The organism is Burkholderia sp. BCC0419, assembly GCF_902830285.1.
Classification (GTDB): domain Bacteria; phylum Pseudomonadota; class Gammaproteobacteria; order Burkholderiales; family Burkholderiaceae; genus Burkholderia.
The window spans coordinates 269,304-287,682 of record NZ_CADESR010000005.1 but is presented as its reverse complement, the minus strand read 5'-3'; the positions used below and the strand labels follow the sequence as shown (position 1 = coordinate 287,682).

Sequence of the window (18,379 nt, the reverse complement as noted above, 5' to 3'; positions counted from 1 at the left end):
GTCAGGCGGCGCTTTTGCTTGGTGGCGCGGCCGTGCGGCGAAATGTCACAGCGCTCACAGCGGCCGGCGCGGCAACGGCATCAACGCCCGATCGGCAGGCCGGTCGAATGGATCCAGCCCATCCAGTTCGCGAACAGGATGAGCAGGAACAGCGACACCGACAGCCCGACGCGGGTGGCGAGCGACCAGACCATGCGCTTCGTATGGCCGCGGTCGTGCATCATGAAGTAGAGCGCCGAGCCCATGCTGGCAATGATGAGGACGAAGGCGATTGGAACGAGGATGTGCATGACACGAACCGGACGACGGCAATTCGAAAGGAAGAGGATAATTATCGCACTTCGCTTTCGCGCATGTGCCGGGCGGGCCGCACGATGAAGATCCGCTGGCTGCCTGCGCTGCTGATCCTCGTCGTCGTCGCCGTCACGATCCGTCTCGGTTTCTGGCAACGCGATCGCGCGCACCAGAAGGAAGCGCTGCAGGCGAGCATCGCGCGCTACGAGCAGGCGGTGCCCGTCGACATCGGCGCGCAGCCGGTGCCGCTCGCGTCGATCGAGTTTCATCGCGTGCGGGCAAAAGGCCGTTTCATGCCCGAACAGGCGGTGTTCCTCGACAATCGGCCGTATAACGACCAGCCGGGTTTTTACGTCGTGATGCCGTTTAAACTCACGGGCGGCGGCGTCGTGCTCGTGAACCGCGGCTGGCTGCCGCGCAACATCGCCGATCGCACGGCGATCGAGCCGTTCGCGACGCCGGCGGGCGACGTCGAGATCGTCGGCATCGCACGCGCCGACGCGTCGCGCGCGTTCGAGCTCGGTGAAGGCGGGTCGGCCGCGCACCAGAAGATCCGGCAGAACCTCGACGTCGCCGCGTATGCGAAGGAAACCGGGCTGCCGCTGCAGCCGTTCGTGATCCAGCAGACGAGCGACGACGGCGACAAGCTCGTGCGCGACTGGCCGGCGGCGACGACCGGCGTCGAGCGCAATTACGGTTATATGTTTCAGTGGTGGGCGATGGCGGCGGCCGCGCTCGGCTTCGGCCTGTACGCCGCGCGGCGTGCGGCGAAGAAGTCGGCCGGCGCGTGAGCGTCATGCCAGGACGCGGCGCTGGCGCCGCGGGTTCGTTTCGAGAGGTCTGATTTGTCCATGCAATCTTCCCGTCAAGGTCCGGCCGCTGCGCCGATCTCCCCCGCGGCCCGCAAGCGCGGCCGCTGGATGCTCGTGCTGCTGGGTCTCGTGTGCGCCGCACCGATGATCGCGTCGTACTTCACCTATTACGTGATCAAGCCGAAGGGCGGGTCGACGAACTACGGCACGCTGATCGAGCCGCAGCGCCCGATCCCGGCGGATCTGCAGGTCACCGACGAAACCGGCAAGACGGTGCCGCTGTCGTCGCTGCGCGGTGTCTGGCTGTTCGTGATGACCGACCGCAGCGCGTGCGACGACGCCTGCGCGCAGAAGCTCTATTTCATGCGCCAGATCCGCGTCACGCAGGCGGGCGAGCGGCACCGGATCACGATGGTGTGGCTGCGCAGCGATGCGGGCGCGACGCCGCAGAAGGTGCTGGATGCGTACCCGGACACGCGCCGGCTCGTCGCCGATCCGGCCGCGGTGGCCGCGTGGCTGCCGGCCGACGCCGGCACGAAGGACAGCGACCACATCTACATGGTCGACCCGAACGGCAACCTGATGATGCGTTTCCCGAAAGACCCGAATCCCAGCAAGATCAAGTCGGATGTGACGAAGCTGCTGAAGTGGTCGAGCATCGGTTAAGGCGAGAGAACGAGGCACCATTCCGATGTCGTATCTACTGCAACTCGGCCTGATCGGCTTGTGCATCGCGCTGCTGCCGCTGTCGTACGTGTGGGTGAAGGCCGACGACGACAAGTTCCGCAAGCTCGTGTGGATCACCACGTTCCTGACGCTCGACCTCGTGATGTTCGGCGGCTTCACGCGGCTGACCGACTCAGGCCTCGGCTGCCCCGACTGGCCCGGCTGCTACGGCACGTCGTCGCCGTTCATCGCGCACGCGGCGATCACGGCCGCGCACCAGGCGATGCCGACCGGGCCGGTCAGCATGACGAAGGCGTGGATCGAGATGATCCACCGCTATTTCGCGATGGCGATCGGCGTGCTGATCATCGCGCAGGTGGTGATCGCGTGGGCCGCGCGGCTGCGCCGCCGCCCGCTGCATGTATCGCCGTGGTGGCCGACGAGCCTGCTGCTGCTGATTCTCGTGCAGGGCGCGTTCGGCGCATGGACGGTCACGATGAAGCTGCAGCCGGTGATCGTCACGATCCACCTGCTGCTCGGCCTCACGCTGCTCGGTACGCTGGGCTGGCTCGCGGCGCGGCAGACGCCGCTGCCGTCGTATGACCCGGAGGCCGGGCGTTACCGTGCGGCCGCGCTCGCGGCGCTCGTGCTGCTGGTCGTGCAGATCGCGCTCGGCGGCTGGGTGAGCACCAACTACGCGGTGCTCGCGTGTACCGACTTCCCGACCTGCAACGGCCAGTGGATCCCGCCGATGGACTTCCAGCACGGCTTCCACCTGTGGCGCGCGCTCGGGATGACGAAGGACGGCGACGCGATCACGCAGGACGCGCTGGTCGCGATCCACTGGACGCACCGCACGTTCGCGTTCGTCGTGGTCGCGTACCTGGTCGCGTTCGCGCTGAAGATGCGCCGCTTCGAATCGCTGCGGCGGCCCGCGAACGGCGTGCTGCTGGTCGTCCTGCTGCAGTTCGTGACGGGCCTGACCAACATCGTGCTGCAGTGGCCGCTGCCCGTCGCCGTCGCGCACAACGGCGGGGCCGCGATCCTGCTGCTGCTCGTCGTCATGTTAAACTTTCGCATCCTTTCAAGCCGCCCCGGCCTTGTCGCGCAGCCCGCGCGCGACGCCGCCCCGGCGTGACCGTCCCCATGCAAAGCACCCTTTCCCAATCGCCCGGTAGCCGCTTTTCCCAGTACATGGCGCTGACGAAGCCGCGTGTCACGCAGCTCGCGGTGTTCTGCGCGGTGATCGGCATGTTCCTCGCGACGCCGGGCATGGTGCCGTGGCATGTGCTGATCGGCGGCACCGTCGGCATCTGGCTGCTGGCCGGCGCCGCGTTCGCGATCAACTGCCTCGTCGAACAGAAGATCGACGCGATGATGCGCCGCACCGCGTGGCGCCCGTCCGCGCGCGGCGAGATCACGACGCCGCAGATCCTGGTGTTCTCGGCCGTGCTCGGCAGCGTCGGCGCGTGGACGCTCTATACGTTCACGAACCCGCTGACGATGTGGCTGACGATCGCGACGTTCGTCGGCTACGCGGTGATCTACACGCTGCTGCTCAAGCCGATGACGCCGCAGAACATCGTGATCGGCGGCGCGTCGGGCGCGATGCCGCCGGCGCTCGGCTGGGCTGCCGTCACCGGCGCGGTGCCCGGCGACGCGTGGATCCTCGTGCTGATCATCTTCGTGTGGACGCCGCCGCATTTCTGGGTGCTCGCGCTCTATCGCCGCAAGGATTACGAGAACGCCGGGCTGCCGATGCTGCCCGTCACGCACGGCGAGAAATTCACGCGGCTGCACATCCTGCTGTATACGGTGATCCTGTTCGCGGTCACGTTGATGCCGTTCATCTCCGGGATGAGCGGGGCCGTCTACCTGACGAGCGCGGTGCTGCTCGGCGCGGTGTTCCTCGCGTATGCGTGGAAGATCCATCGCGACTATTCGGACGCACTCGCCCGCAAGGCCTTCCGCTACTCGATCGTCTACCTGTCGCTGCTGTTCGCCGCGCTGCTCGTCGATCACTATGCACGCCCGCTGCTCGGCGTGTAACCGCACGGTTTGAACGCAATGCTCCCATCACGGTTCGGGCGCCGCGCGCGCCAAGGCTGGATGCTCGCGTGCGCATTCACGGCAGCGCTGCTGCTCGCCGGATGCGACAACGCGCCGAAATTCCAGAATCTCGACATCACCGGCAACACGCAGTTCGGCAGCGACTTCTCGCTGCCCGATACGACCGGCAAGGTCCGCACGCTCGCCGACTTCAAGGGCCGTGCGGTCGTGATGTTCTTCGGCTATACGCACTGCCCGGACGTGTGCCCGACCACGATGGCCGAACTGTCCGAAGCGCTGAAGCAGCTCGGGCCGGATGCCGCGAAGCGCGTGCAGGTGCTGTTCGTCACCGTCGATCCGGAACGCGACACGCCGGCGCTGCTCGGCCAGTACGTGCCCGCGTTCGATCCGTCGTTCATCGGCCTGCGGCCGGCCGACGAAGCGCAGCTCAAGAAGGTCACGAAGGATTTCCGCGTGTACTACGCGAAGGTGCCCGGCAAGACGCCCGGCAGCTACACGATGGATCACACGGCCGCGAGCTACGTGTTCGACCGCGACGGCAAGCTGCGCCTGTTCGTGCGCGACGGCCAAGGGCCGGCCCCGTGGGTCCACGACCTGAAGCTGCTGGTCGACTGACCGGCAGCCGCCGGGCGCCCGGCCCGGCGTTTCGCGTGACGGCCGTTTTCGCGCCGTCACGTTTTCCCTCTTTCCTCGTTATGCGCATGCGCTGCCCGCCGGGCGGCGCGTCGGCATGCGCGCGTCGCGCCGAAGCCGCGTTACGGCAGCGCCGGCACGTTGAAGCCGGAGGCGGCGCGCGTGATCCGGAATTCCGTCACGCGATACGTGGCGAGCCCCTCGGTGACGAACGGGTCGGTCGCGAGGATCGCGTCGAGTTCGTCGCGATCGATGCGGGCCGCGAGGATCACGCCGCCTTCGCGCGGCACTTTCGGCCCCGCCGCGATGAAGATGCCCTTGTCGAACTGCGGCTGCAGGTACGCGCGGTGGCGTTCGAGCGCGTCGTCGATGCGCTCGAGCGACGCGGTGTAGTGGATGTCGATGACGTACATGGATGGCCCTGGAATGATGCCGGCGCTTCGCGCACCGGCCAGCTGGTCTTTTTAGCACAGCAGATGCGGGCTGTCGCGCCGGCGCTGCCTCGCGGCGGGCGGCGTGCCTGTCGATCGCCGGTTCGCCGCGATGGCGCGTATTCAAGATGTAAGCCTCGTTGCCGTAAATGAAGGAGCAACCGTTTGCGCGCGGCAGGCCGTTCGCGCGTCGGCTGCACCGACATCGACAGAGGCACGCAGATGAGCAGAATGAGTTTGAACCGCAAGCTGTGGCTCGCGCTTGCGCTGGTATGGATCGGTCTCCTGGGCGTCGGCGCATGGAGCGCCTACGAGACGCGCGCGACGATGCTCGCCGAACGCAAGGCCGGCATCGCGAATCTCGTCGACTCGGCGGCGGGCATCGTGAAGGCCTATCACGCGCTTGCGCAGAACGGCACGCTGCCCGAGGCCGACGCGAAGCGCGACGCGCTCGCGAGCCTCGCCGCGATGCGCTATGGCGATTCGGGCTATGTGTTCGTGATGGATTCGAAGCCGGTGGTGCTGATGCACCCGACGCTGCCGAAGCTCGTCAATACGCAGGTCGGCGACTATCTCGATCCGGACGGCAAGCCGTTGTTCGTGACGATCCTGAACGCCGCGAAGGCGACCGGCAGCGGGTTCGCCGAATATCGGGGGCGGCTGCCGCACAGCGAGACGGCCGTGCCGAAGATCAGCTACGTCACGCGGTTCGCGCCGTGGGACTGGAACATCTCGAGCGGCGTGTTCCTGAAGGACATCGACACCGTTTACTACCGGACGCTGCTCGGCCATCTGGCCGTGGTGTTCGTGATCGGCTTCGTGATCAGCGCGGCGATGCTGGTGATCATCCGCAACGTGCGCGGCAGCCTCGGCGGCGAACCGGACGAAGCGGCCGCGCTCGCGACGCGCATCGCGCAGGGCGACCTCACGCAGCCGGTGCCGGTGCGCGCGGGCGACCGCACGAGCATGATGGCCGCGATGCACGACATGCAGGCGCGGCTGCAGGCGACGATCGGCGGGATTCGCCAGTCGGCCGAAGCGATCGCGTCGGCGAGCCGCCAGATCTCGGCCGGCAACGACGACCTGTCGCAGCGCACCGAGGAGCAGGCCGCGTCGCTCGAGGAAACGGCCGCGAGCATGGAGCAGCTGACCGCGACGGTGAAGCAGAACGCCGACAACGCGCGGCAGGCGAGCGGGCTCGCGAACAACGCGTCGGACATCGCGCGTACCGGCAGCGACGTCGTGAACCGCGTGATCGGCACGATGGGCGAGATCGACGACAGCTCGCGCAAGATCGCCGACATCATCGGCACGATCGAGGGCATCGCGTTCCAGACCAACATCCTCGCGCTGAACGCGGCGGTCGAGGCCGCGCGCGCGGGCGAGCAGGGCCGCGGCTTCGCGGTGGTCGCCGGCGAGGTGCGCTCGCTCGCGCAGCGCAGCGCGACGGCCGCAAAGGAGATTCGCGAGCTGATCGTCGATTCGGTCGAGCGCGTGCGCAACGGCTCGACGCTGGTCGGCCAGGCCGGCACGACGATGGGCGAGATCCTGCAGGCGGTGGCACGCGTGACCGACATCATGGGCGAGATCGCGGCCGCGTCCGAGGAACAGGCGAGCGGCATCACGCAGGTCGGGCGCGCGGTCACGCAGATGGACCAGGTGACGCAGCAGAACGCGGCGCTGGTCGAGGAAGCCGCCGCGGCGGCCGCGTCGCTGCAGGAGCAGGCCGCGCGGCTGCGCGATACGGTCGGCGCGTTCCGGGTCGGCCATACCGGCGGCCCGTCGCTGCGCGGGACCGGCGCGCGGGCGGTCGAACCGGGATTCGGTAGCGCGAAGGCGGTCGACGGGACGGTGGCGGCGTGACACGGGGCGGCTGATGGGTCGATGCGTCGATGGGCCGATGGGCCGATGGGTCGATGCGGCCGATGCGGTCGATGCGGTCGATGCGGTCGATGCGGTCGATGCGGTCGATGCGGTCGAGGAGAAAGTGCAACTAACGGCCGAGCCGTGCAGCGGCCGCCAGCACTGCGCTGGTGCATACCCATATGAGCGGGATGTATTTCACTTCCCGCCGATCCTGTGACACCATTTGGCCCTTCCTGCGAGTCCGGGCATACCCGTATCGCGCCCCATTTCAAGTAAGCAAGAAAGCGAGAAACAGATGAAGCGTCGCAGTCTCCTGAAGGTATTTTCCGTGCTGGCCACCGGTGCCGCGCTGACGCTGTCGGCAGGCGCGCACGCCGAAGACAAGGTGATCAAGGTCGGCACGGTCGCCGGCCCGGATTCGGAAGTGTGGCAAGTCGTGCAGAAGGTCGCGAAAGAGAAGGAAGGCCTGAACGTGAAGGTCATCGAGTTCAACGACTACGTGCAGCCGAACGCGGCGCTCGATTCGGGCGACCTCGACGCGAACAGCTTCCAGCACCAGCCCTACCTCGACAGCCAGGTGAAGCAGCGCGGCTACAAGCTCGTCAGCGCGGGCCTGACCTACATCTCGCCGATCGGCGTGTACTCGAAGAAGTTCAAGTCGCTGAAGGATCTGCCGCAGGGCGCGAAGCTCGCGGTGCCGAACGATCCGTCGAACGAAAACCGCGCGCTGCTGCTGCTGCAGACGCAAGGCGTGATCAAGCTGAAGTCGGGCGCCGGCACGGGCGGCAACAACGCGACGGTGCTCGACATCGCCGAGAACCCGAAGAAGCTGAAGATCTCCGAACTCGACGCCGCGCAACTGCCGCGCGTGCTGTCGGACGTCGACGCGGCCGTGATCAACACGAACTACGCGCTGGCCGCGAACCTGCAGCCGACCAAGGACGCGATCGCGCTCGAAGCGCTGACGAGCCCGTACGCGAACCTGATCGCCGTGCGCGCGAAGGACAAGGATCAGCCGTGGGTGAAGAAGCTGGTCAAGGCGTACCAGTCGCCGGAAGTGAAGGAATTCATCAAGAAGCAGTTCAAGGGCTCGATGGTCGCGTCGTTCTGAACGTCGCTCGCCAGTCGGACTGCTGAAACGAAAGGGCCTGCATCGCGCAGGCCTTTTTTCATTGGCGCGGCCGGTACGCAAGCGCGCGGCGCCCGGCGTTCAGCGTCGGCTCACATCTCGCCGCGCCGCGAGCAGATCGACATGATCTGCTGGATCGCATAGTTGTCGCGCACGCCGGGCAGCGATTGCACGACGCACTCGTGAAAGCGCCGCTCGCGCGGCAGCAGCATCGCGTTGTTGCGGTACAGCGTGTCGCACGAGCGCTGGATCAGCTGCGCGGCGGCGCCGTTGCGACTTTCGCGCAGCGCATTGAGCATGCAGTCGTCGTATTGCGCGCTGCCGTCGGTCAGCGCGAACGCCGCGCCCGGCACCGCCAGCGCGACGGCCGCGAATGCGATCGCACGAATCGTTCGTTTCATATCCTCTCCGATGGTGTGGATCGGGTCGGCGGACAGCATAACGTAAAGCTGTGAACGCGGCTGACGCGTTGCGCCGGGACCGGCGTGCGGCAGGCGGACCGGCGTGCTGCGCGTTGCAGCGTGCCGGTCCGGCCGCGCGATCCGGTTCGCCCGCGACGCATCGGGGAGTGCGCGAGCGTTGGGGGGGCGCGAGTCGGCCATGCCGCGGGTCGGCGCGCCGTCACTTCGGATGGTAAATTGAGCGCCATGTGAACGTGGTGGCGGTCACCGATTCGGCTGGGTGACAGAGCCGGTCGCGCAAAGCGCGGCTTGCTTGTGATGGTGCAACGCCGCTGCGCCCTTGCTGGCAAGGCGCGTAGGCGGCGCGTGGCGGTGAGGAAACGACATGGACCATGGCAATGCATTGCCGGATTCCATCCGGGCGGCGATCGAGGCACACGGCGGTGCAGCGCGGTGGGCCGAACTGGCGGAGATCGAGGCGACGGTATCCGCCCGCGGCTTCCTGTTCACCGCGAAGCGACGGCCGGTACTGCGACAGGTGCAGGTTCGAGCGTCGACACATGAGCCTCGATTCGCTTTCGACGATTTTCCGCATGTCGGCGAGACGAGCGAACTTCAAGGAGAAGAACGTGTTCAGATCGTCGGCCGAGACGGGGCGGTTCTGGCACGCCGCGAAGGGCCGCGAACCGCATTTGGCGGCTGGCGACGGCAAATCTATTGGGACGACCTCGACTTTGTCTTTTTCGGCGCCTACGCGTTCTGGAACTATCTGACAGCGCCTTTCCTGTTCTTGCGCGGCGGCTTTACGTTCCAGGAACTTCCGCCACTGGTGACTTCGGCCGGGACATGGTCGAGAATCCGGGCGACCTTTCCCCCCGACGTTCCAACGCACAGCCGGGTCCAGGACTTCTATTTCGATAGTCAGCACAGGCTTTGCAGGCTCGATTACACCGCCATGGTGGTCGGACGCTGGGCGCGGGCCGCTCATATCTGCGAGGATTTCCGCGAATTCGAGGGGTTCCTGGTGTCGACCCGCAGGACGGTGAAGCCGTTGCCGGTTGGCAACGCTCCATGGCCAGCTCCGGCTCTCGTTGCGATCGAAGTCCACGATTTTCGGCCAAGGCCCGCTCATTGATGCCAGTCCACTCGGCCGCTGCGACTGGGAAAGCAAGGCGGCCTCAGTCACTGCGCGCGGTTGTGAAAGCACTCGCACGATGACTTGCATCGCCGGCGTCGCGCGACGTGCGTGACGCCGCGTGACCTGCGACGGGTTGATGACGCGGCCGCGCCAATCGCGAAATCTTGCGCTAGAATAACTGTATATTTATACAGTATTTTGGAGCCGGATCGTGAACCGCACCGCCGCCGATGCTCAGCAGATACGTGCGCCTGATGAACGGGCTCGCGCCGTCGATGCCCTTCTCGACACCAATATGTATTCAGCGACGGGGGGAATAACCCTTTGGCGCGGCTCGCAGTTTGCGCGCGGCGGTCCGCGCACGATCGAGACGGGCTTCGCGCCGCTGTCGGCCGAGCTGCCGGGCGGCGGCTGGCCGGTCGGCGGCCTCGTCGAACTGCTGGCCGCGCAGCCGGGCTGCGGCGAGATGCGGCTGCTCGCGCCCGCGCTCGCTCGCAGCGTCAGCACCCGGCGGCCGCTCGCGCTCGTCGCGCCGCCGCAGTCGCCGCATGCCACCGCGCTCGCCAGTCTCGGCGTGCCGGCCGACACGCTGCTGTGGCTGCGCGCCGGTAGCCGCACCGATGCGCTGTGGGCCGCCGAGCAGGCGCTCAAGACCGGCTGTTGCGGCGCGCTGCTGCTCTGGCAGGACGCGCGGCCCGATGCGCTGCGGCGCCTGCATCTCGCGGCCGCGCGCACCGGCGACACGCTGTTCGTGATGCTGCGTCCGCTGTCGGCCGCGCGGCAGCCGTCGCCGGCCGTGCTGCGCGTCGCGCTGTATCCGGTGCCGGGCGGCGTGTCGCTCGACATCGTCAAGCGTCGCGGGCCTGCGCGCAGCGAGCCGCTCGTGCTCGATTTGCCGTCGCCCATCGTGGAGAGCCGCTATGCGCGTCTTGCTCGGCATCCATCTGCCGCGCCTGCCGCTCGACGTGTGCGCCCCGCCGCCGTCTGACGCAGCGGCCGGCGAGGCCAGCGAGGCCGGCCGTGCGGTGCTCGAGCAGGGTGTCGTGCTGATCGCCGATGCGGCCGCGCGCCGGCAGGGCGTGCGCGCGGGCATGAAGCGCGGCGGCGTGCTCACGCTCGCGCCCGACACGCAGCTCGTCGAACGCGATCCCGCCCGCGAAGCCGATGCGCTGCGCGCGGTCGCGCTCGCGTTGCTGCGTTTCTCGCCGTGCGTCGCGCTCGACGACGAAGCCACGCTGATCGTCGACGTCGGCCCGAGCCTGCGCCTGTTCGGCGGCCTGCCGTCGCTGTGCCGCCAGGTGCGCGCGACGCTCGCGGCGCTCGGCTATGCGGCGCGCCTGTCCGCCGCGCCGACCGGGTGCGGCGCGTGGTTGCTCGCGCGCACGTCGGCCCGGGCACGCATCCGGCGCCGCGTCGCGCGCCAGGCCTCGCTCGTCCGCACGCTCGACCGGCTGCCCTGTGTGCTGCTGCCCGACGCGCGTCCGTATGCGGGCTGGTTCGACGGCCTCGGCTGCCGCACGCTCGCCGATCTGCGCCGCCTGCCGCGCGCGGGGCTGCAGCGGCGCTGCGGTCCCGCGCTGCTGGCCGCGCTCGATCGTGCGTACGGCGAAGCGGTCGAGCCGCTCGCGTGGATGGCGGTGCCGCCCGTGTTCGACGTGCGGCTCGAATTGCCGGAGCGCGTCGAATACGCGGAAGCCGTGCTGTTCGCCGCGCGGCGGCTCGTCGTGCAGCTGTGCGGCTGGCTGGCCGCGCGGCAACTGTCGCTGGCCGCGATGACGTTCGAGCTCGAGCACGAGCGCGGCCGCCAGGCCGTGCCGCCGACCCCGCTCGAGCTTGCGTTCGCCGCCCCCGTGCGCGACGAGGGGCATTTCATGCGGCTGCTCGGCGAGCGGCTCGCGCGCGTCGAGCTGCCGGCCGCGGTGATCGCGGTGCGCCTGAAGGCCACGCGCGTCGAATCGGTCGCGCCGCCGGCCGACGATCTTTTTCCTGAGCCGGGCGGTACGCGGGAAACCCGCGAGCGGTTGTTCGAACTGCTGGTCGCGCGGCTCGGCGCGGAGAACGTATTGCGCGCGGCGCCTGTCGCCGATTACCGGCCCGAGGTGGCGAACCGCTGGCTGCCGCTCGATGCGCAAACGGGCAAGCCGGCCGGCGGGCCGCCGGCCGTGCCGCCGAGGCCCGCGTGGTTGCTGGCCGAGCCGCTGCCGCTGTTGATGCGTGGGGAGCGGCCGGTATTTCATACGCCGCTCAGGATGATGTCGTCGCCGGAGCGGATCGAAGCAGGGTGGTTCGATGGTCAGCTCGCTGCACGCGATTACTGCGTCGCGCAGGACGAAGCCGGTGCGTGCTATTGGGTGTTCAGGGAGCGGGCGGGGAGCGAGGCCGAGCCGCGCTGGTTCCTGCACGGCCTGTTCGGGTGAACGAAGATGGTTGCGGAATTCAGTTTGCTGCCCGATTACGCGGAGTTGTTCTGCCGCTCGAATTTCTCATTTCTGCATGGCGCATCGCATGCGGAGGAACTGGTCGAGCGTGCGTTCGAGCTCGGCTATCGCGGGATCGCGATCACCGACGAATGTTCGCTTGCAGGCGCGCCGCGCATGCATGTCGCCGCGAAGGCGAAAGGGCTGCCGCTCGTTATCGGGTCGTATTTCGAGGTCACGCCGGATGAAGTCGCGCCCGGCCACGACCCGGGCCCCGGTGCGTTCGGACTCGTATTGCTCGCACAGAACCGCGAGGGCTACGGCAACCTGTCCGAATTGATTTCGTGGCGGCGGATGGCATCGCCGAAGGGCACTTACAAGCTGACGCCGCGGATGCTGTCGGCGCCGCCGGCGGAGTTTGCACACTTGCGCGGCATGCCTGATTGCTTCGCGATCCTCGTGTCTGCGTATCCGGTGCGTGCTGATGTACTCGATGCGCAGGTCGCATGGTTCCGCGCGACGTTCGGCGAGCGTGCGCGGCTCGGGCTCGTGCAGTTGCAGCGTGCGCTCGACGGCGTGCAGCGCGACGAGATTCGTGAGGCCGGTAAACGGCGCGGCGTGCGCATCGTCGCGCTCGGCGACGTGACGATGCATAAGCGCTCATGCAAGCCGCTGCAGGACGTGATGACGGCGATTCGCGTCGGCATGCCGGTGGCCGAGTGCGGCTATGCGCTTGCGCCGAATGCGGAGCAGCATCTGCGTACGCGCGGGCGGATCGCGAAGTTGTTTTCGTCGGGCGAGATCGCGGAGACGTGCGCGATGCTCGACGCGTGCAATTTCGAACTCGACGAGTTGAAGTATGAATATCCACTCGAACTCGTGCCGCGTGGACACACGCCGACCAGTTACTTGAAGCAGGAGACGTGGGCAGGTGTAGCTCGACGCTATTGGAATGGTGTGCCGGAGAAAGTGGCAAAGCAGATCCGGTATGAACTTGCCCTGATCGCGAAACTGGAATACGAGCCGTTCTTCCTGACCGTCTACGACATCGTCAAATACGCGCGCAGTCAGAATATCTTGTGTCAGGGCCGTGGCTCGGCTGCGAACTCGGTCGTCTGTTACTGCCTCGGCATCACCGAAGTCAATCCGGATCAAAGCACGATGCTGTTCGAGCGCTTCATCAGCGCGGAACGCGGTGAGCCGCCGGATATCGACGTCGACTTCGAGCATCAGCGTCGGGAAGAAGTGATTCAGCATATCTACAAAAAATACGGGCACGACCGCGCCGCGCTCGCGGCCGCCGTCTCGACGTATCGTCCGCGTGGCGTGCTGCGCGAAACCGGCAAGGCGCTCGGCGTCGATCCGATGCTGGTCGATCGGGTCGCGAAGGGGCATCGCTGGTTCGACGGCAGCCGCGATCTGCTGCAGCAATTCGCATCGACCGGGCTCGATCCGGCGACGCCGATCATTCAGGCATGGGCCGAACTGGCGGGGCGCTTGCTCAACTTCCCGCGCCACCTGTCGCAGCACTCGGGCGGCTTCGTGATCAGCCGCGGCAAGCTCACGCGGCTCGTGCCGGTCGAGAATGCGGCGATGGACGGGCGGCGCGTGATCCAGTGGGACAAGGACGATCTCGAAGCGCTCGGGCTGATGAAAGTCGACGTTCTCGCGCTCGGCATGCTGTCGGCGCTGCATCGCGCGTTCGACCTGCGTACCGCGTGGCGCGGCCCAGCGAAGGACGGCAAGCCGTTCACGCTGAAACACATTCCGCAGGATGACGAAACAACTTACGACATGATCTGCCGTGCCGATACGGTCGGCGTGTTCCAGATCGAATCGCGTGCGCAGATGTCGATGCTGCCGCGCCTGCGGCCGCGCAACTATTACGATCTCGTGGTCCAGGTATCGATCGTGCGGCCCGGCCCGATTCAAGGCGGCGCGGTGCATCCGTATCTGAAACGGCGCAGGATCGTGGCCGGCGAAGAGGCGGGCGAGGTCACGTATCCGAGCAAAGCGCTGGAGGCGGTGCTCGAGCGTACCCTCGGCGTCCCGATTTTCCAGGAACAGGTGATGCAGATCGCGATCGTTGCGGCCGGTTTTACACCCGGCGAAGCCGACAAGCTGCGTCGTGCGATGGCCGCGTGGAAGCGCCGGGGCGATCTTGGCCCTTACCACGACAAGATCGTCGACGGCATGCTCGAACGCGGCTACACACGCGAATTCGCCGAACAGATCTTCGAGCAGATCAAGGGCTTCGGCGAATACGGTTTTCCCGAGAGCCATGCCGCCAGTTTCGCGAAACTCGCCTATGCGAGCAGCTGGCTCAAATGCCATGAACCGGCGATCTTCCTCGCCGCGCTGCTGAACAGCCAGCCGATGGGTTTCTACCCGCCGTCGCAACTCGTGCAGGACGCGAAGCGTCACCGCGTGAAGGTGCTGCCGATCGACGTGACGCAAAGCAACTGGGAAGCCTCGCTCGAAGCGCTGCCCGATCAGCCGCCTCCACACGGCCAGCCGGCCGTGCGGCTCGGCCTGTCGCTCGTGCGCGGCCTGGGTGAAGCTGCCGCGCGCCGCATCGAAGCCGCACGCATCGCCGGCTCGTTCGACAACGTCGACGCGCTCGCCCGCCGCGCGCAGCTCGAACGGCGCGATCTCGAAGCGCTGGCCGCCGCGAACGCGCTCGCGACGCTTGCCGGCCATCGCCGCGATGCGTTGTGGCAGGCCGTCGCCGCGGCGCCGGAGCGCGACCTGCTCGCGGCCGCGCCGATCGACGAGGCGGAACAGCCCGCGCTCGGCGCGCCGTCGGAAGCCGACGACATCCTCGCCGACTATCACACCACCGGCCTCACGCTGAATCGCCACCCCGTCGCGCTGCTGCGGCCCGAGCTACGCGCGCGGCGGCTATCGTCCGCGGCCGAGCTGCGCGACCGCCCGGACGGCCGGCTCGCGCGTGCGTGCGGGCTCGTGATCGCACGGCAGATGCCGGGCACCGCGAAAGGCGTGATGTTCATGACGCTCGAAGACGAAACGGGCTGCGTGAACGTGATCGTCCGGCCCGAGCTGCTTGCGCGGCAGCGTCGCGAAACCCTTGATTCGCGGCTGCTCGCGGCGTCCGGCGTGTGGCAGGTCGTGAGCGACGTGCGGCACCTCGTCGCGCAGCATTTCGAGGATCTGACGCCGCTGCTCGGCGGCCTGCGCACGTCGAGCCGCGAATTCCACTGACGCTGCATCGCGCCGGCCCGCTCGCCGGTGCATACCAGTTGGCTCAACTGGTTCTATTCCGGTCTCATATTCGCGCCCGAAATCCGGCCGAACCGTGCCCTCGAACCGTCCCTTTGCATACCACTTCGGGTAAATCCCTATCCCTCATCGCGTTGTAAACAAAGGATTTGCCGGCACTAAAACGCTTGCCGTGCAAGGCTTTCGGCGATTTCCGAGGCGCTAATACCAGTTTGTTGACTGGTATTATGGTGGTTATATAATGCGTTCACTTTCGACGGTCCGAGATCGTCGTCCGACACCCGGAGGCACATGGAAACCGGCTGGTCCGAACTGGCGCCCGATCCCCTCGACGACACGCCGCTGTATCTGCAGCTCGCCCGCAAGCTGGCGAGCGCGATCCACGCCGGCGCGTGGCGGGCCGGCGAGGCGCTGCCGTCGGAGCGGCTGCTGTCGGTGTCGGTCGGCGTGTCGCGGATCACCGCGCGTCGCGCGCTCGCGCTGCTGGTCGAGCAGGGCCTGATCAAGCGGGCGCGTGGCGCGGGCAGCTTCATCACGCCGCGTGTCGCCGATCCGCTGTCGCGGCTCGTCGGCTTCACCGCGAAGATGCAGCAGCGCGGCTTCGTGCCCGATTCGGTGTGGCTGTCGCGCACGCTGCGCGCCGCGAGCCGCGACGAGCTCACGCATCTCGGCCTCGCGCCCGGCGCGACGGTGGCGCGGCTCGAACGGCTGCGCCGCGCGGACGGCATCGTGATGGCGGTCGAGCATTCGACGCTGCCCGCCGCGGCGGTGCCCGATCCGCAGGTGCTCGGCGCGTCGCTGTACGAATACCTCGAGGCGCGCGGCATGACCGTCGTGCGCGCGCTGCAGCACTTTCGCGCGGCGAACGCGACGCACGCGATCGCGAAATGGATGGCGGTGAAGCCGGGCTCGGCACTGCTGGTGATCACGCGGATCGGCTACGGCGCCGACCAGCGCGCGATCGAAATGACCGAAACGTATTGCCGCGACGACTACTACGACTTCGTCGCCGAACTGAAACGCTGACGCGCGAGACTGTCCGCGCACCCCGCGCGATGGAACGCAATCGCGCGCAATGAATCGCAACGCATTGGCAAATCACGACGCGGATGCTCGCGTCACCAGATCATCAAGAGAACGTCATGCTGACTGGCAACATCCTCACCCCCGACGGCTGGATTCACGGCTCGCTCGATAGCGAGAACGGCCGCATCACCACGCTCGACGGCACGCCCGTCGATCCCGCGAAGAACGACGCGCCGTACATCCTGCCCGGCTTCATCGACCTGCACGTGCATGGCGGCGGCGGCGCCGACGTGATGGAAGGCGGCGACGCGATCGAAACGATCGTCCGCACGCACGCGCAATTCGGCACGACGAGCCTGCTCGCGACGACGATGACCGCGCCGCGCGACGAGCTGATGGAGGTCGTCGCGAACCTCGGCACCGTCGCGCGCACCCGCACGCCGGGCGGCGCGCGCGTGCTCGGCGTGCATCTCGAAGGGCCGTACATCAACCCCGGCAAGCTCGGCGCGCAGCCCGACGCGGCCGTGTCGGCCGTGCTCGACGAGGTGCTGAAGTACCTGTCGATCGCGCCGATCCGCGTCGTCACGCTGGCGCCGGAAATCGCCGGCCACATCGAGATCATCGGCGAGATGGCCGCACGCGGTGTGCGCGTGCAGCTCGGCCACTCGCTCGCGACCTACGACGACGCGGTCGCCGCGCTCAAGCACGGCGCGTGCGGTTTCACGCACCTGTTCAACGCGATGTCGCCGCTGCATCACCGCAATCCGGGCCTCGTCGGCGCGGCGCTCGCGCATGCCGAGTACGCGGAAATCATCCCCGATTTGCTGCACGTGCACCCGGGCGCGATTCGTGCGGCGCTGCGCGCGATCCCGCGCCTGTACGTCGTGACCGACAGCACGTCCGCCACCGGCATGCCCGACGGCGAATACCGGCTCGGCAGCCAGCACGTGACGAAGTGCCTCGGCGGCGTGCGGCTCGCCGACGGCACGCTCGCCGGCAGCACGCTGACGATGGATCAGGCGCTGCGCAACCTCGTGTCGCTCGGCCTGCCGATCGCCGACGTGTCGAACCGGATGTCGCGCTACGCGGCCGACTACCTCGGCGTGACCGATCGCGGCCGCCTCGAGCGCGGCGCATGGGCCGACCTCGCGGTGTTCGATCGCGACCTGAACCTCACCGCGACCTACGTCGAAGGAGAATCGATTGTCGAATATGCTTAAGGAAGCGCGCGAGTCCGCCCAGGTCGTCGCCGCGCAGATCGCCGACACCGCGCGCGTCGAAGCGCTCGCCGGCCAATTGCTCGATCACCCGCCGGCCGTCGCGCTGACGGTCGCGCGCGGCAGCTCGGATCACGCCGCCAGCTATTTCGCGAGCCTCACGATGAGCCGCCTCGGCGTGCCGGTCGCGTCGCTGCCGATGTCGGTCGCGACGCTGCAGCAGGCGCCGCTGAAGGTGCAGGACCAGCTCGCGCTCGCGTTCTCCCAGTCGGGCAAGAGCCCCGATCTCGTCAATACGATGGCCGCGCTGCGCGAAGCCGGCGCGCGTACCGTCGCCGCCGTGAACGTGCTGCCGTCGCCGCTCGCCGACGCGTGCGAGCACCAGTTGCCGCTGCTGGCCGGCCCCGAACTGTCGGTCGCCGCGACCAAGAGCTATATCGCGATGCTGTCGCTGTCCGCGCAGATCGTCGCGTACTGGCAGCGCGACGCCGCGCTGATCACCGCGCTGCGCGGCCTGCCCGACGTGCTCGCGCAGGCCGGCCGGCTCGACTGGTCGCAGGCCGTCGCGGCGCTCGCGGGCGTCGAGCGGATGATCGTGATCGGCCGCGGCCTGGGGCTCGCGATCGCGCAGGAAGCCGCGCTGAAGCTGAAGGAAACGTCCGGCATCCAGGCCGAGGCATTCTCGAGCGCCGAAGTCCGTCACGGCCCGATGGAGCTGATCGACCGCGACTATCCGCTGCTCGTGTTCGCCCCGCCCGGGCCCGAGCAGGCCGGCCTGCTGCAGCTTGCCGCAGACATGCGCGCACGCGGCGCCGCGGTGCTGCTCGCGGCGCCCGCCGGCACGCCCGGCGTATCGACGCCCGGCGTATCGGGCACCGTGCTGCCGCTCGCGCAGTCCGCCCATTCGGCGCTCGACCCGATCGCCGCCATTCTTTCGTTCTACGTGATGGCGGCGGATCTCGCCGTCGCACGCGGCCGCAATCCCGACACGCCGCGCCACCTGAACAAAGTCACCGAAACGCACTGATAGCCGAGAAAG

Annotated in this window: 18 protein-coding genes; 15 read left to right on the top strand and 3 right to left on the bottom strand. The window is 67.9% G+C overall.

Going from position 1 to position 18,379, the window contains the following annotated elements; translation table 11 throughout:
* Positions 1-80 precede the first annotated feature (80 nt).
* A complete protein-coding gene (locus HWW87_RS25090; RefSeq protein ID WP_006477735.1) occupies positions 81-290 on the bottom strand; it encodes a twin transmembrane helix small protein in 210 nt (69 codons plus the stop codon).
* 84 nt (positions 291-374) lie between these two features.
* Between HWW87_RS25090 and HWW87_RS25085 the strand changes: the two genes are divergently transcribed.
* The 5 genes from HWW87_RS25085 to HWW87_RS25065 are packed head-to-tail and all read left to right on the top strand — an operon-like array spanning position 375 to position 4,457.
* Complete coding sequence (locus HWW87_RS25085; protein WP_069249372.1) at positions 375-1,085, top strand: SURF1 family protein; 711 nt, start codon at positions 375-377, stop codon at positions 1,083-1,085.
* Positions 1,086-1,145: 60 nt separating this feature from the next.
* A complete protein-coding gene (locus HWW87_RS25080; protein WP_124452134.1) occupies positions 1,146-1,772 on the top strand; it encodes a cytochrome C oxidase subunit I in 627 nt (208 codons plus the stop codon).
* 25 nt (positions 1,773-1,797) lie between these two features.
* Positions 1,798-2,910 (top strand): COX15/CtaA family protein, encoded by a 1,113-nt coding sequence (locus HWW87_RS25075; protein ID WP_174432263.1) that lies wholly within the window; start codon positions 1,798-1,800, stop codon positions 2,908-2,910.
* 8 nt (positions 2,911-2,918) lie between these two features.
* Positions 2,919-3,821: a heme o synthase gene (gene cyoE / locus HWW87_RS25070; protein ID WP_175822561.1), complete on the top strand. Its 903-nt coding sequence runs from the start codon at positions 2,919-2,921 to the stop codon at positions 3,819-3,821.
* Between the two features lie 18 nt (positions 3,822-3,839).
* Entirely contained in the window at positions 3,840-4,457 is a 618-nt protein-coding gene (locus tag HWW87_RS25065; RefSeq protein ID WP_034208447.1) for an SCO family protein, read from the top strand.
* Between the two features lie 140 nt (positions 4,458-4,597).
* Here the strand turns inward: HWW87_RS25065 and HWW87_RS25060 are convergent, their stop codons facing one another.
* Positions 4,598-4,888 (bottom strand): YciI family protein, encoded by a 291-nt coding sequence (locus HWW87_RS25060; protein ID WP_128842619.1) that lies wholly within the window; start codon positions 4,886-4,888, stop codon positions 4,598-4,600.
* Between the two features lie 240 nt (positions 4,889-5,128).
* Here HWW87_RS25060 and HWW87_RS25055 point away from each other — a divergent pair, with 240 nt between their 5' ends.
* From HWW87_RS25055 to HWW87_RS25045, 3 genes are all read left to right on the top strand, one after another.
* Positions 5,129-6,769 (top strand): methyl-accepting chemotaxis protein, encoded by a 1,641-nt coding sequence (locus HWW87_RS25055; protein ID WP_175822560.1) that lies wholly within the window; start codon positions 5,129-5,131, stop codon positions 6,767-6,769.
* Positions 6,770-6,806: 37 nt separating this feature from the next.
* Positions 6,807-6,989, top strand: a complete 183-nt coding sequence (locus HWW87_RS25050) for a hypothetical protein (RefSeq protein ID WP_175822397.1) — start codon at positions 6,807-6,809, stop codon at positions 6,987-6,989.
* 78 nt (positions 6,990-7,067) lie between these two features.
* Entirely contained in the window at positions 7,068-7,883 is an 816-nt protein-coding gene (locus HWW87_RS25045) for a MetQ/NlpA family ABC transporter substrate-binding protein (protein WP_175822559.1), read from the top strand.
* 110 nt (positions 7,884-7,993) lie between these two features.
* On the opposite strand, the gene HWW87_RS25040 is transcribed toward HWW87_RS25045, so the two are convergent.
* Positions 7,994-8,302 (bottom strand): VF_A0006 family four-cysteine protein, encoded by a 309-nt coding sequence (locus HWW87_RS25040; protein WP_175822558.1) that lies wholly within the window; start codon positions 8,300-8,302, stop codon positions 7,994-7,996.
* A gap of 385 nt (positions 8,303-8,687) precedes the next feature.
* Between HWW87_RS25040 and HWW87_RS25035 the strand changes: the two genes are divergently transcribed.
* From HWW87_RS25035 to HWW87_RS25005, 7 genes are all read left to right on the top strand, one after another.
* Positions 8,688-9,437 carry a hypothetical protein gene (locus HWW87_RS25035; protein WP_175822557.1) on the top strand — a complete coding sequence of 250 codons (750 nt, stop codon included), beginning with the start codon at positions 8,688-8,690 and terminating at the stop codon, positions 9,435-9,437.
* A 298-nt stretch (positions 9,438-9,735) separates the two neighbouring features.
* Positions 9,736-10,428 carry a translesion DNA synthesis-associated protein ImuA gene (imuA, locus tag HWW87_RS25030; RefSeq protein WP_175822556.1) on the top strand — a complete coding sequence of 231 codons (693 nt, stop codon included), beginning with the start codon at positions 9,736-9,738 and terminating at the stop codon, positions 10,426-10,428.
* Positions 10,361-11,857 (top strand): DNA polymerase Y family protein, encoded by a 1,497-nt coding sequence (locus tag HWW87_RS25025; protein ID WP_175822555.1) that lies wholly within the window; start codon positions 10,361-10,363, stop codon positions 11,855-11,857. Before imuA ends, HWW87_RS25025 begins: the two co-directional genes overlap by 68 nt.
* A 6-nt stretch (positions 11,858-11,863) precedes the next feature.
* The gene (locus tag HWW87_RS25020; RefSeq protein ID WP_175822554.1) at positions 11,864-15,079 is read left to right on the top strand and encodes an error-prone DNA polymerase; all 3,216 of its coding nucleotides are present in this window, start codon (positions 11,864-11,866) and stop codon (positions 15,077-15,079) included.
* A gap of 309 nt (positions 15,080-15,388) precedes the next feature.
* Complete coding sequence (locus HWW87_RS25015) at positions 15,389-16,123, top strand: GntR family transcriptional regulator (RefSeq protein WP_174432248.1); 735 nt, start codon at positions 15,389-15,391, stop codon at positions 16,121-16,123.
* Between the two features lie 116 nt (positions 16,124-16,239).
* Positions 16,240-17,343, top strand: a complete 1,104-nt coding sequence (nagA, locus tag HWW87_RS25010) for an N-acetylglucosamine-6-phosphate deacetylase (RefSeq protein WP_174390697.1) — start codon at positions 16,240-16,242, stop codon at positions 17,341-17,343.
* On the top strand, positions 17,336-18,367 hold the full coding sequence (locus HWW87_RS25005; RefSeq protein ID WP_175822606.1) for an SIS domain-containing protein: 1,032 nt from the start codon (positions 17,336-17,338) through the stop codon (positions 18,365-18,367). The genes nagA and HWW87_RS25005 overlap by 8 nt, the downstream gene beginning before the upstream one ends.
* Positions 18,368-18,379 lie beyond the last annotated feature (12 nt).

Coding starts and splice junctions, on each gene's coding strand:
- HWW87_RS25090 (WP_006477735.1), bottom strand. CDS start 290: ATGCACATCCTCGTTCCAATCGCCTTCGTCCTCATCATTGCCAGCATG.
- HWW87_RS25085 (WP_069249372.1), top strand. CDS start 375: ATGAAGATCCGCTGGCTGCCTGCGCTGCTGATCCTCGTCGTCGTCGCC.
- HWW87_RS25080 (WP_124452134.1), top strand. CDS start 1,146: ATGCAATCTTCCCGTCAAGGTCCGGCCGCTGCGCCGATCTCCCCCGCG.
- HWW87_RS25075 (WP_174432263.1), top strand. CDS start 1,798: ATGTCGTATCTACTGCAACTCGGCCTGATCGGCTTGTGCATCGCGCTG.
- cyoE (WP_175822561.1), top strand. CDS start 2,919: ATGCAAAGCACCCTTTCCCAATCGCCCGGTAGCCGCTTTTCCCAGTAC.
- HWW87_RS25065 (WP_034208447.1), top strand. CDS start 3,840: ATGCTCCCATCACGGTTCGGGCGCCGCGCGCGCCAAGGCTGGATGCTC.
- HWW87_RS25060 (WP_128842619.1), bottom strand. CDS start 4,888: ATGTACGTCATCGACATCCACTACACCGCGTCGCTCGAGCGCATCGAC.
- HWW87_RS25055 (WP_175822560.1), top strand. CDS start 5,129: ATGAGCAGAATGAGTTTGAACCGCAAGCTGTGGCTCGCGCTTGCGCTG.
- HWW87_RS25050 (WP_175822397.1), top strand. CDS start 6,807: ATGGGCCGATGGGTCGATGCGGCCGATGCGGTCGATGCGGTCGATGCG.
- HWW87_RS25045 (WP_175822559.1), top strand. CDS start 7,068: ATGAAGCGTCGCAGTCTCCTGAAGGTATTTTCCGTGCTGGCCACCGGT.
- HWW87_RS25040 (WP_175822558.1), bottom strand. CDS start 8,302: ATGAAACGAACGATTCGTGCGATCGCATTCGCGGCCGTCGCGCTGGCG.
- HWW87_RS25035 (WP_175822557.1), top strand. CDS start 8,688: ATGGACCATGGCAATGCATTGCCGGATTCCATCCGGGCGGCGATCGAG.
- imuA (WP_175822556.1), top strand. CDS start 9,736: ATGTATTCAGCGACGGGGGGAATAACCCTTTGGCGCGGCTCGCAGTTT.
- HWW87_RS25025 (WP_175822555.1), top strand. CDS start 10,361: ATGCGCGTCTTGCTCGGCATCCATCTGCCGCGCCTGCCGCTCGACGTG.
- HWW87_RS25020 (WP_175822554.1), top strand. CDS start 11,864: ATGGTTGCGGAATTCAGTTTGCTGCCCGATTACGCGGAGTTGTTCTGC.
- HWW87_RS25015 (WP_174432248.1), top strand. CDS start 15,389: ATGGAAACCGGCTGGTCCGAACTGGCGCCCGATCCCCTCGACGACACG.
- nagA (WP_174390697.1), top strand. CDS start 16,240: ATGCTGACTGGCAACATCCTCACCCCCGACGGCTGGATTCACGGCTCG.
- HWW87_RS25005 (WP_175822606.1), top strand. CDS start 17,336: ATGCTTAAGGAAGCGCGCGAGTCCGCCCAGGTCGTCGCCGCGCAGATC.